This window comes from Aliidiomarina shirensis (assembly GCF_003987345.1).
Lineage (GTDB): Bacteria > Pseudomonadota > Gammaproteobacteria > Enterobacterales > Alteromonadaceae > Aliidiomarina > Aliidiomarina shirensis.
Window position 1 is genome coordinate 253,997 of the sequence record NZ_PIPP01000002.1, and the last position, 12,563, is coordinate 266,559.

12 protein-coding genes are annotated in these 12,563 nt (G+C 47.6%); 3 read left to right on the forward strand and 9 right to left on the reverse strand.

The features are described from left to right. Nucleotides 1–90 precede the first annotated feature (90 nt). On the reverse strand, nt 91–1,992 hold the full coding sequence (locus CWE13_RS05220; protein WP_126806546.1) for a diguanylate cyclase domain-containing protein: 1,902 nt from the start codon (nt 1,990–1,992) through the stop codon (nt 91–93). Between the two features lie 73 nt (nt 1,993–2,065). Between CWE13_RS05220 and cmoA the strand changes: the two genes are divergently transcribed. Together cmoA and cmoB are read left to right on the forward strand one after the other, a co-directional pair. Next, nucleotides 2,066–2,827: a carboxy-S-adenosyl-L-methionine synthase CmoA gene (gene cmoA / locus CWE13_RS05225; RefSeq protein ID WP_126806548.1), complete on the forward strand. Its 762-nt coding sequence runs from the start codon at nt 2,066–2,068 to the stop codon at nt 2,825–2,827. Then, nucleotides 2,827–3,810: a tRNA 5-methoxyuridine(34)/uridine 5-oxyacetic acid(34) synthase CmoB gene (gene cmoB / locus CWE13_RS05230; protein ID WP_126806550.1), complete on the forward strand. Its 984-nt coding sequence runs from the start codon at nt 2,827–2,829 to the stop codon at nt 3,808–3,810. Before cmoA ends, cmoB begins: the two co-directional genes overlap by 1 nt. 46 nt (nt 3,811–3,856) lie before the next feature. On the opposite strand, the gene CWE13_RS05235 is transcribed toward cmoB, so the two are convergent. Continuing rightward, the gene (locus CWE13_RS05235) at nt 3,857–4,216 is read right to left on the reverse strand and encodes a DUF6170 family protein (RefSeq protein ID WP_126806552.1); all 360 of its coding nucleotides are present in this window, start codon (nt 4,214–4,216) and stop codon (nt 3,857–3,859) included. A gap of 147 nt (nt 4,217–4,363) precedes the next feature. On the opposite strand from CWE13_RS05235, the gene galU reads away from it, so the two are divergent. Further along, the gene (gene galU / locus CWE13_RS05240) at nt 4,364–5,269 is read left to right on the forward strand and encodes a UTP--glucose-1-phosphate uridylyltransferase GalU (RefSeq protein ID WP_126806554.1); all 906 of its coding nucleotides are present in this window, start codon (nt 4,364–4,366) and stop codon (nt 5,267–5,269) included. Nucleotides 5,270–5,847: 578 nt separating this feature from the next. Here galU and CWE13_RS05245 read toward each other — a convergent pair. The 7 genes from CWE13_RS05245 to ccmE all read right to left on the reverse strand — a co-directional run bounded on the left by CWE13_RS05245 (nt 5,848) and on the right by ccmE (nt 12,550). After that, on the reverse strand, nt 5,848–6,825 hold the full coding sequence (locus CWE13_RS05245; protein ID WP_126806556.1) for a response regulator: 978 nt from the start codon (nt 6,823–6,825) through the stop codon (nt 5,848–5,850). A gap of 64 nt (nt 6,826–6,889) precedes the next feature. Further along, on the reverse strand, nt 6,890–7,753 hold the full coding sequence (locus tag CWE13_RS05250; protein ID WP_126806558.1) for an MlaA family lipoprotein: 864 nt from the start codon (nt 7,751–7,753) through the stop codon (nt 6,890–6,892). Beyond that, complete coding sequence (ccmI, locus tag CWE13_RS05255) at nt 7,750–8,952, reverse strand: c-type cytochrome biogenesis protein CcmI (RefSeq protein ID WP_126806560.1); 1,203 nt, start codon at nt 8,950–8,952, stop codon at nt 7,750–7,752. The genes CWE13_RS05250 and ccmI overlap by 4 nt, the downstream gene beginning before the upstream one ends. Beyond that, nucleotides 8,952–9,443 carry a cytochrome c-type biogenesis protein gene (locus CWE13_RS05260; RefSeq protein WP_126806562.1) on the reverse strand — a complete coding sequence of 164 codons (492 nt, stop codon included), beginning with the start codon at nt 9,441–9,443 and terminating at the stop codon, nt 8,952–8,954. Before CWE13_RS05260 ends, ccmI begins: the two co-directional genes overlap by 1 nt. After that, nucleotides 9,440–10,030, reverse strand: coding sequence for a DsbE family thiol:disulfide interchange protein (locus CWE13_RS05265; RefSeq protein WP_126806564.1), 591 nt, complete (start codon nt 10,028–10,030; stop codon nt 9,440–9,442). Before CWE13_RS05265 ends, CWE13_RS05260 begins: the two co-directional genes overlap by 4 nt. Next, the gene (locus CWE13_RS05270) at nt 10,027–12,009 is read right to left on the reverse strand and encodes a heme lyase CcmF/NrfE family subunit (RefSeq protein WP_126806566.1); all 1,983 of its coding nucleotides are present in this window, start codon (nt 12,007–12,009) and stop codon (nt 10,027–10,029) included. Before CWE13_RS05270 ends, CWE13_RS05265 begins: the two co-directional genes overlap by 4 nt. Beyond that, a complete protein-coding gene (ccmE, locus tag CWE13_RS05275; protein ID WP_126806568.1) occupies nt 11,999–12,550 on the reverse strand; it encodes a cytochrome c maturation protein CcmE in 552 nt (183 codons plus the stop codon). Before ccmE ends, CWE13_RS05270 begins: the two co-directional genes overlap by 11 nt. Between the last annotated feature and the right edge of the window lie 13 nt (nt 12,551–12,563).

Genomic DNA, 12,563 nt, shown 5'->3' on the forward strand with positions numbered 1-12,563 from the left:
GAATTTGCGTTTTGGGCATTGTCTATTTAATCGGTAAGTATAAAGGAGAGCGGCAGGTAAAGTCACCCGCCGTAAGCTATTAGCTGGAAGTTAATCCGCTGATTTAGCATCAGCTAACACAACGCCGTTTTTTCCCGATTCTTTTACCGCGTACATTGCGTCATCAGCGGCGGTAAGCAGTGTATCGTATTCGCTACCATGATCGGGGAATACGGCCACACCGATACTGGCACCAATTTTTGCTTCGCCCGTAGCAATTCGGTAAGGCATCGATACCCTACTGAGCACTTTTTCTGCGATTGCTCGTGCTTGCTGTACCTCAGTTAAATTCGTTACCAGAATAAGGAACTCATCACCGCCATAACGTGCCACGGTATCGTTTTTTCTAACCACTCGGTGCAACCGCTGAGAAACCGCAACCAATAACTCATCGCCGGCATCATGCCCATCGTTATCGTTGATCGCTTTGAAGCCATCAAGATCGATGAATAAAAGTGCGCATTTTCGCTGATTTTGGGTGTGCGTGATGATCGCTTTCTGCGCTTTTTCAATGATATTCATACGATTCGGCAAACCGGTTAATTCGTCGTGATACGCTTTATAGCTGATTTCCGCTTCGAGGACTTTCTGCCGTTCAATTTCACGGCGTAAATGCGCCATCCAAGCTAATATAGCGGCAAGTAACAGCAGCACTGAAATTGCCACAATGAATGCCCACCGTTGCACCGCATCGCGATCTAAGCCCTCGCGCAGCAGCTCAGGGTCAAACCAACGTTCTTCAATTTTTTGTACATCGCCATCGGTGGTTGCGAGAATTGCACGATCCAGCAATGGCACAATAGATTCCCAATCCGAGCGCACACCAATACTCACTTCATCGCCGGGTAAATCTCGAGCAATATGCACAACAGCGCCAGTGAGGTTCAGCTCGCGCACGCGGTTCATTAATAAAGGTAAACTATCTAAATAGGCGTCCGCTTCACCTTCCAACACGGCATTTAAACCTTCTTCCGGCGACATTACCGGCAATACCGTTATATTTTCAGCATTTTCTGCGGTTTCTAAAATGCTGTAGCTGGTAACAACCGCAATGGTTACTTTTTTATCGGTCGTAAAGTCATTGAGCCGAATAGGCCTTGATTCCAAACTCATCAGTGCCCAATCAACTTCCCAATAGGGCACGGTAAATTCGGTGTACAGTAATCGGCTGGGCGTTGGCGACATAAAGCTCAACGCATCTATACTGCGATGCTCAAGCGCTTGCACACACTCTTGCCAATTTCCACATTCGGTCCATTCGACCTGAAGGTTTAACCGGCGGGAAATAAGTGTAATAAAATCATTATCAAGACCAACCGGATTACCGCTTCGGTTTCTTGAAATAATAGGCGAAGAATCATCAGGCAGGCCGATTCGTATCGTGCCTACTGCAGCTAAGCGCTCAAGTTCTTCTGGCCGTAATGAAATTAGATCGGCATTCGAATAAAAGTAATCATCTAAAGTTTCGCCACTCACATCCACCGATTTAACGATAGGCCGTGAAAGCTGCAATACCGGTTTGCTTTGTTGTGCATGCTGCAGTGCTTGCTCGCCGTTACACCACCATACAAAAATAGCCTCAGCGGCTATCATGTCGGCCAATGAACGACCAATAAGGCCTTGCTCGGTGCTAAAAACTCGAAAAGTTAACTCCGGGTAAGCCCGTAATAAACGAAATCGCGTTGTGTTATCGGGAACGCCGATCACAAAACCCGATAATGCCTCTTCCGAGGCGGGTAAATGGTCGGCTAAACAAAGTTGCTCAACCGTAGTATCGGCGAGCAGTGGCGAAGATTGTGTGATCGCAGATAGATTAGGCTGCTGCAACCCACTAACAGAACTAGCAAGGAATATGCGCTCGAAGCTCAAAACACTGGTAGCAAAAGCGCTGGCACTCAACAAGCTGAGGCCAGTGATGATGGCTATGGTTGCAAACTTCAGTTTCAGGTACAATTTAATTATTCTCAGTTATTTCTACACCCTTAGTGTAGCTGGTAAAGCACACATTTAATGTAAGAAAATACAAATGAAACCAAATCAATCTTCGCAGCGTGATTCTGTATACGCGCAACCACTAAATAAAGTAAGTGATTTCGCGTTTGATACCAAAGTAGCCGATGTGTTCCCTGATATGATCAGCCGCTCTATCCCCGGATATGCCACTATCATTGATACCATAGGCCGCCTTGCTACACGATATGTTAAACCAAATAGCCGGGTTTACGACTTAGGCTGTTCCTTGGGTGCTGCGAGTTTATCTATCAAGCAACATTGCCGCGCCGAGGGCGTTGAAATTTACGCCGTAGACAATTCGGAGGCTATGGTAGAGCGCTGCCAGAACTATGTAAATGCTTACCGTGGCGATATACCTGTGCAGGTGCAATGTGCTGATATTGCGGAGCTGAGTATGCAGCCATGCAGTATGGTGGTGTTAAATTTCACGCTGCAGTTTGTACCTCAAGAACAACGCCAGGCAATCATCCAGAAAATCTATGATCAATTAATGCCCGGAGGGTTGCTGGTCATTTCTGAAAAAGTAAAACATCAGGACCCTGTAGCCGATAGCTTACTTATCGATTTGTATCACGAATTTAAGCGCAACAACGGCTACAGCGATTTGGAGATCAGCCAGAAGCGAGCCGCGTTAGAAAATGTAATGCGTTTAAACACGCCTGAAGAACATATTCAACGCCTTACCCAGGCCGGCTTTACTAGCGTTCAGGAATGGTTCCGCTGCTTTAATTTTACCTCGTGGATTGCCATCAAAAACGACGAGGCGAAAACCTAATGGCGGTAAGTGATTACAACAACTTTTATGCCCGCTTAACACAAACCAAATTATCTCATTGGCTGGAAACTTTGCCGGCTGCAATGCGGGAATGGGAGCAGCAAAGCCAACACGGCGATTTTAAAAAATGGCAACGCACCATTGCTTTGCTGCCAGAGCTTACCGCTAACGATATTGATATTACCAACGCCGTTCGTATTGGCACCATCGATGAAGCTAGTGATAACGATCGTGCCCGCATGAACGGATTACTGAAGCAACTGATGCCATGGCGAAAAGGGCCGTTTTCGTTGTTCGGCTTAGATATCGACACCGAGTGGCGCTCGGATTGGAAATGGGATCGTGTTGCCCCGCACCTTGCCAATTTACAAGGCCGTAGTGTGCTGGATATCGGTTGCGGAAGTGGCTATCACCTGTGGCGCATGTTAGGTGCTGGAGCAGAATTAGCGGTGGGTATTGATCCGGGGCAATTGTTTGTCAGCCAATTTCGCGCTATTCGTCGTTTTGTACCGGAAACATTAGCCCAGAATATTGAATTGTTACCCCTTGGCATTGAGCAAATGCCAAAGCTCAGTGCTTTCGATACCGTATTTAGCATGGGTGTACTCTACCACCGCCGTTCCCCCATCGATTTCTTACAGCAGTGCATTGATCAACTTCGCCCCGGCGGTGAGCTCGTGCTCGAAACTTTAGTGGTGGATGGTGGTATTAATACTGTGTTAGTTCCGGGTGAACGTTATGCGCAAATGCCAAATGTTTGGTTTATTCCTTCATCAGCTGCATTAGTGCATTGGCTCGAACGATTAGGTATGGTGAACGTACGCGTAGTCGATGAGTGCGTAACGAGTTTAGAAGAGCAGCGAGCCACCGCTTGGATGGAAAATCAATCGCTGGCTGACTTTCTCGACACCAACGATCGCAGCAAAACTATTGAAGGCTACCCGGCCCCAAAACGCGCCGTAATCATCGCCGAGCGGAAATAAAACACGTGATAAAGTAGGTAGCATAATGCTGCCTACTTTGAAATCATTACTCAGGGCTTTCTTCATCCTCAGCATCACTTCCAGGTTCATTCTTTGCATACGCTTGGCTGCGTTCAAATTCGCGCACCGCATCTGGAATATAAGGCACGGCTAACGAAATCGTGATGGGCTGTAAAACCAATGGATACAACAAACCAATAGCTAACAAGGTAATCAGTTTCAGCGCGATACCCTGCACATACAATACCGACCAAAAAAGCGCGATTAACAATATCAATTTCAAAACATTCGCCACAGCTTTGCGGCCAAAAGGCATCAGTTTCGCTGCATTCGATACAATGTGAATACGCTCAAGTGCAGAATACGAGCGCAACGCCGGAATATTTCGAGGGGAAAAGTAAATCATCTTTCTTACCTTTAATTATTTGCTTCACAACATTGTAACACAGCAGATACTTTCTGTTTGTCCGCAACCTATTGTACACTGGCAACATAAATATTTATAAGCGCCCCTGGCGCAAACAATACCGTAAAATAAAATCAAGGATTTCACATGACAACATCAGGACAAGCCGTTACCAAAGTAATTATTCCTGTTGCAGGCTTGGGCACACGGATGCTGCCGGCAACCAAGGCAATTCCAAAGGAAATGCTACCTTTGGTTGATAAACCGCTTATTCAATACATTGTGAATGAATGTGCGGCCGCCGGCCTGGCAGAAATTATTCTAGTAACCCATTCCAGTAAGAATTCGATTGAGAATCACTTTGATACCAGTTTTGAGCTTGAATCTATTTTAGAAAAACGCGTAAAACGCCAGTTGCTTGATGAAGTACAAGCGATTTGCCCGAAAGGCGTTACTATCATGCATGTGCGCCAAGGCGCGGCAAAAGGTTTAGGCCACGCAGTACTGTGTGCGAAATCATTGATTGGTAACGCACCGTTCGCCGTTGTACTTCCCGATGTACTTATGGACGACGTGAGTTACAACAGCAAAACTGAGAATATGGCGGAAATGGTAGCGAACTACGCCGCTACGGGCACCAGCCAGGTAATGGTAGAAAAGGTGCCAAAAGCCATGGTGGATCAATACGGGGTTGCCGATATCGGTGGCGTCGATTTAGCGCCACGCGAACAGGCCCCAATTAAAGCACTGGTAGAAAAACCACCGGTAAATGATGCCCCTTCTGATTTAGCTGTAGTTGGGCGCTACGTGTTCTCGCAAAACATTTGGCCGTTGCTACAAAAAACACCAGTGGGCGCTGGTAACGAAATCCAATTAACGGATGCCATCGCGATGCTGCTCGAACAAGAGCCCGTTAACGCCTACTACATGCAAGGCCAAAGCCACGATTGCGGCAACAAATTGGGCTATCTACAAACCTTCGTAACCTACGCCCGCCGCCACCCCGATCTCGGCAAAGAATTCACCGCTTGGCTAAAAGAGAGCCTGAAATAACCACGTTCGGCGCGGCGGGTAACTTGATTCCTGCTTCCGCCGGAGCGTACTAGGCAATGAAGAGACGCTCGAGCACATCCATGTGACGCTTTGATCCGCGCCATCCATGGCGCGGACAACTCTCCATTGCCTAGTACGCTCCGACTCGCGCAGGCCTCAAGTTACCGCATTGAGATACGTGGCGATTTTTCCGGCTAACGTATTAACCAGCTTAAAAGCGCCAGCCTTAACTGAGCGCTATCCCTATGCAATTTGCGCCTGAGTGCGGCTCCTGCGCGAGCTGATCCCCTTGTGCCGATTGAGAAGTGTCCACGCCAAGGATGGCGTGGTACACAGCGCACATGGATGTGCTAGCAGCGGTTCTCAATCGGCACAAGGGGATCAGTGGAAGCAAGAGTTGTACTCAGGCAACGGAAGCTGGGATAGCGCTCGGTTTAGGCTGGCCGATGGAGAAGTGTCCACGCCAAGGATGGCGTGGTACACAGCGCACATGGATGTGTTAGCAGCGGTTCTCAATCGGCACAAGGGGATCAGTGGAAGCAGGAGTTGTACTCAGGCAACGGAAGCTGGGATAGCGCTCAGTTTAGGCTGGCCCGGAGCCAAGTGTTGTCGCAGGCGATGTAGAAGCCGGCGCGATCGAGTTTGGTGGTATGGCAGCGGTAGGTGGCTTTTGCCCAGATGCCCATAGCGAGATCCGGGTGGCCTTCATGGCTGAGCATAATTTTATCGCCCGCCTGGCTCCATCGAATTTCTTTTGTTTTCGTGTTAATCGAAGCGCATACCACGTCAAATGCCGCACGAATGCGCGAGTGACATAGTTCGTTATTTAAGCGCGTTAACAGCAAGTTAGGGTTGCTCAAAAGCTGCATGTTGCCCGAGAGGCCACTGCGCAAAATTGGGTTAAACAAAGTTTTCAAAACCAGCAGCGCCACTACGTCTTGACCAGTCATCGCTTGTGCTCTGGCAAGCAACATGATGATCTGGTTATCCGCTAAACGGTAGTAATCAATCCAAACTTTCTCGCCGTCATTTAAACCAAGCTCATGGTCAACCAGCACCGCCCCTGCACGCAAGTGTTCGTGTGGTGCCAAATCTTGTGCCAAGCGCGATACCATTGAATGATCCTGAAAGATAACATCAAGATGATCTTCGAGTTCCCAGCGTTCTTGTTCGTAGCTTATTTCTAAATCTTTGCGGGTGAGGCAGTTTTCAATTGCGTATTCAAGAACATCAAGCTGTTGTACCGGCTTTACCAAGTAATCCACAGCACCAAGGCGCACAGCGGCGCGTATATCGCGGAGGTTATCAGAAGCAGAAATCACAATAACTGGAACGGCATCTACTGATGCCAAGATATTTTCAAGAATAGTGAGGCCAGAAATGTCAGGGAGCTCTAAATCGCACAAGACAACGTTTGGCTTAATTTTACTTAAACCTTCCACCGCTTCTTTTCCAGTTGCGGCACTGAATACATCAAAGCCCCGATCAAGAAGGTAATTGCTAAGCAATGATGAATAAATAGGGTCGTCTTCAATGATGAGTATTCGTCTACTCACAAGGGTTACTCCAACTTACATCGAATATTGAGGATTGTTCACAATCCTCAATTCGTCAACTCCTTTACTCAATAATTTCAGATTCTGTGGTGTCTTCTGCGGGTTCGGAATTGTTGTCCCAACCGTCATCCCAGTCATCATCCCAATCATCTAAGTCGTCGTATTGATAATCAAGCGGAGGGTTACCATCGTAAACTTTATCAAGCCAATACGAGAAGTAGGCTTCGCGAACAAACGCATACTCATCGATACTATTTTCAAGCATGGGTTCAAGTTCTCGTAACTCTAACCGATGCTCCAATCCCCGAATCGTTAATTGCGCAACGCTCATTGGCAAACTAAATAATCGAGCTACCCATATTAAATCATCAACGGTATCGCCACCGCGGTCGATGATTACCGTAGGGCCAATACCCGGTAACATGATGAAGGGGCCATCTGGCACACCATACACTGCCAGTGTTTCACCGAAGCTTTCTTTTTCCTGCACGACACCCATTTTAGTAGCCACATCGAAGAAACCAAAAACGCCGAAGGTGCTATTCATAACAAAGCGGCCAGCGCTAATTGCCGCAGCTTTGGGTTTACGTTGCAGTAAATTATTTACGATTGAGGCCGGCTCTGTGATGTTTTCGGTAACATTATATAAGCCACGGCGCACTGGCTTTGGCGTAGTGCCGTAGGCTGAAGCCGCCGGCGAAATAATATAGGGATCCAAAACATCGCGCGTTAGCTGCCACGATTGCCGGTTTAAATCTTCTAACGGGTCACGAGGATCAGAAAAATCAAATTCATTTTCTTGCACCGGTGCCGTTTCGTTTGGCGGTGGTGTTGCGCTTGCTTCCGGAGTTTGTGAACAAGCAACCAGAAGCGCAAGCGCGGCGGCCGCCACACTTAATTTTAAGCCATGTAAAAATCCATATCTCACGGTATCATCTCAGTAATTACAATCCGCATTTGCCGCCCAGATTCTTTCTCAACTAACACTGGGCGTGCTTCCATATCACCACTACGGCGATCCATAGTATCGCCCGTGGTTACCCTTGCCTGCACTAACCAGCTTTCCGCAGACGATAAGTTCACATTATCTAGCATAGCATCAGAATCGGTAAGCGTGATGGTTATCGGGAAATCAGTTACCCGCTGACGCGTTACCGCAATCGGTGCCGAACCACCATCTGGATCGCGCACAAATAGAAACACATTGTTTACCGGTGCTAGTTCATTTCGCATGGTTTCACTGATATCAATGGTGACCACTAATGTCATCACGCTACCATCAGCGCGTTCACGGGCTTGCTCAAGCGAGTTCTGAATAGACGAATAACGGCTATCATTTTCGTCCATCAGCATTAATGCCATTTCCCATGCTTGCGCCGCGCGTTCAAAATCAGCACGCTCAAAATTTACAATCCCGAGTAACCCCAGCGCTTCTGGGTTCTGTGGATTCTCTTGTAATACATTACCCAAGAAACGTGCGGCTCTGTTGAGCTCTTGATCCGTCCCAGAAACAATCAGAGCCTGGCTGTACGACATCAAGTTACTGTAGTTATTCGGTTCCATTTCGTATGATTTAGAAAACGCGTCCAGCGCTTGCTCAAGCTGTTCCAATTGCATCATCATGCGGCCGTAAAGGCTCCATGCGTTTGCGTCCGGATTATCCATTAAGCGTTGGCGCAAGCCTAGCGCATAGGTCCACATATCATCGCGGGTTTCCGGCGCTGCTTCCATATCACCGAGCAACCATTCACTTAACTTCGGTAATATTTCTGTTGCTTCATCTGAACGTTGCTGCTGCACCCAAGAACCATCGTATACATAGATTCCTACCGCCAAGACAGCGATTAAAATAGAAGGAACAATAAACCCAACGGGTTTTATCGATACTGCTGAATCGGGGTCGTGCACATCAGTTACAAAGGTTTTCTTCAATTCCTTCTTCGCGAGCATCAGCTCTTTTTCAGAGATCAGGCCCTGCCCCAAATCTTCCTCTAACTCGAGCAAACGGCTTTCATAAATCTCTTTGTTCGCTTGTTCTAACGTCCAGCTTTCCCATATCTGCCGACGCGCCAACCAAAGCAAGAATATAGCTAGCACCAATAAAAGGGCGATCATTGCATACCACATTATTTGTCTCGCTCCTCTGCTTTATCTGTTTTCGCAAACATTTCATCCATCCGCGCTTCTTCTTCTGGCGTAAGTTCTGCTGAGGCACTACGCTGATGCCTTACATTGAACCATACAGCCAGAGCACCAATAATAATGACCGCTAAAGGAGCTAACCAAAGAATAAGCGTACTCTTATTAATAGGAGGACGGTAGTGCACAAAATCACCGTAACGCACTTTCATAAAATCGATGATCTCGGCGTTGCTCTTACCTTCCATAATCATTTGATACACCCGCTCGCGCATATCTTGAGCTAACGGCGCATCGGAATCAGCTATGGTTTGGTTTTGGCATTTTGGACACCTTAGCTCCCCAGCTAATGTGTTGAACTGGCGTTCTTGCGCCGCAGTTTCGAATTCATAGAATTCGTTGTCTGCCCATGCATTCATGCCCAACATAAAGCTAAATATGCTAACGGCTAGTAAAGTGGTGACGAATCGGCTACTCATTCAACTAGCTCCATACGATGTTCTGGAATTTCTAACCCTGATTCTTGCATCGCACGATAATAGACCGGCCCCACTTCTGTGCGCCAAACCCTTTCGTTTAAATCTCCGACGTGGCGATAACGAATAATGCCCTCGGCATCAACGACAAAGGTTTCTGGTGCGCCGTAAACACCTAAATCAAGTGCTAACAGCCCAGTGAAATCGAACAAATTAATCGCGTAGGGGTCACCGAGGTCTTGCAACCAACGCACCGCGGCACCGCGCGAATCATCTTTGTAGTTCAAGCCAATGATGTATACATCTTCTTCTGCTAAAAGCTGGTTTAAAAATGTATGTTCGGCATAACATGTTGGGCACCAAGTAGCCCAAACATTAATAAGCATTGGTCGTCCACCCACGATCTCTTGATTGTGAGTAACGTCGGGTTGATACAGATCCGGCAATTCAAAGCTCGGTACTTCTCGCCCTATCAACGCTGAATCGAGCTTGGTTGGATCGGAAAAGAGACCTTTGAATAAAAATATCGCCAGCAATAGAAACAACACCAAAGGCGTTAACAACACTAACGTGCGCGTTTTAACACTCATGAGGCCTCCGCTGCATTTTGCTTACGGGCTTTCTTTTCTTCCCGCCGGCGCAAGCGATACCGCTTATCGGTAAGTGAACATACACCGCCAATCGCCATTAAAATCGCACCCGCCCAAATCCAGCGAACAAATGGCTTCACATGAATTCGCACCGCCCAACTACCATCGTCAAGCTCTTCACCCAATGCAATGTATAAATCACGGAATGGGTTCACTTGCAGCGCTGTTTGCGTTTGAATTTGCCGCGTTACAGTATAAAAACGCTTTTCCGCTACAACGTCGGCAACATGTTTACCATTCTCACGGCTAATCACAAAAGTGGCGCTATCGCTAATGAAGTTAGGGCCTTGCCGTTCTTGCATATCGCGGAAATGGAATTGGTATCCACCTACGTTTGCCGTATCACCGGCACCCATGCGAACGGTACGCTCAATTTCATAGTTCTGAACAACAGCAATACCAATAATCATTACCGCAAAGCCAAGATGACCAAGCACCATCCCCCAATGGCTACGCCCTAGTTTTACTAGCGCCGGCCACTTATGTTCACGGCTAGCTACACGCAGGCGTAATTCTGCCACTGTAGTAAATACAATCCAGAGTGCCAAAATAAGGCCAAGTACCGCTAAACCGCTGATAACATCCGCGAAAATCCATGGCAATGCAAAACCAATACCGACGGCTAACGCCATTGCCAACAATAAGCTATTGCGCAGTTCTGCAAATTTCTGGCGCTTCCAACGGGTAAGTGGACCAAAACCAAGCAAAATAGCGAATGGAATGGTAAGCCACATAAATACTTCATCGAAGAAGGGTTCACCGATCGATATGTTACCTAGGCCTAACTGTTGGTGTACGAGCGGCAACAAAGTACCTACCAATACCACCATAGTTGCGGTAACCAATAATAAGTTGTTTCCTAACAACAACACTTCGCGAGAAAACAAATCATAACGGCTATGGCTTTGTACTTTGGCAGCCCGAATCGCATACAGTAATAATGAGCCCGCGATCACCACACCCAGGAAACTGAGCAGGAACATGCCTCGAGTAGGATCGGAAGCAAAGGCATGTACCGACACCAATACGCCTGAGCGCACTAGGAAGGTTCCGAGTAAACTCAAACTAAACGCTGAAATAGCCAGCAGCACTGTCCACGATTTAAAGGTGCCACGCTTTTCGGTAACGGCTAGTGAGTGCATTAACGCCGTACCGGCGAGCCATGGCAAGAAACTGGCGTTTTCTACTGGATCCCAGAACCACCAACCACCCCAGCCAAGCTCATAATAGGCCCACCAACTACCAACCATAATACCGAGCGTTAAAAACACCCACGCGGCTATTGTCCATGGCCGCGACCAGCGCGCCCATGCTGAATCTAAGCGGCCACCGAGTAAAGCGGCAATGGCAAAAGCAAACGCCACCGACATACCTACATAGCCCATATAAAGCAGCGGAGGGTGAATAATCATGCCAGGGTCTTGCAACAGTGGGTTCAAATCGCGGCCATCAACCGGTATCAGCGGAATGGTGCGTTCAAATGGATTTGAAGTGAGCAACATGAAGAGGTAAAAGCCTACGCCAATCATACCCATTACCGCTAACACTCGTGCTGCAAACACCAAAGGTAAGCGTTTTGAGAATACTGCTAATGCAGCAGCCCAAGAAGCTTGTACCAACATCCATAACAAGAAGGAACCTTCATGCGAGCCCCAAACCGCGGTGAACCGGTAAATGGCCGGTAAAGCTGTATTCGAGTTATTCGCGACATAAGCGATACTAAAATCATTCGCAAGGAAGCCCCATACCAAAGCGATAAATGAAATTAGGGTAAATATGAACATGCCATAGGTTAGCGGCCGGGCAATGGCCATCTGGCCACCGTGGCTACGGGCAACACCAATTAATGGAATAACCGCCAGTAAAGCAGAAAATGCAAATGCTAATGCGAGTGCGAAATGGCCTACTTCACCGATCATATCCACCACCTGAGCCTTCTTCTTCGGCTCCGTTGTTTTTATCGTTGCTCTGGTTATCGTTGTTCTGGTTATAGTTTTGCTGCGAAGGCGGCACGTGCTCAATACCTTTCAAGGCTTCAGCAAGGCCCGGCGGCATATATTCTTCATCGTGCCGCGCTAAAACTTCACTCGCTTGTAAACGGTTTGGCGCTACCAAAATACCTTGCGCTACAATGCCTTGCCCTTCACGGAAAAGATCCGGCAGAATACCTTCGTATTCCACCGTAATTTCAGCGGGGCCAACATCAATAAGATTAAAGGCTACGGTTAAGCCCGAACCCTCGCGGCGCACGGAGCCCGGTACAACCAAGCCACCAACTCGCAAGCGCTGCCCTACCTCAGGTTTTACTTCGTTATCACCTTTACCCTGAACAATTTCAGTAGGCGTATAAAACAAATCGATATTTTGTGAGAGTGCATAGAGTACCAATCCGGTGGCAAATGCTGCGCCAACCAGGATACTACTGGTCATTATTAATCGCTTTTTACGTCTTGGATTCATTGATTCTATCTCT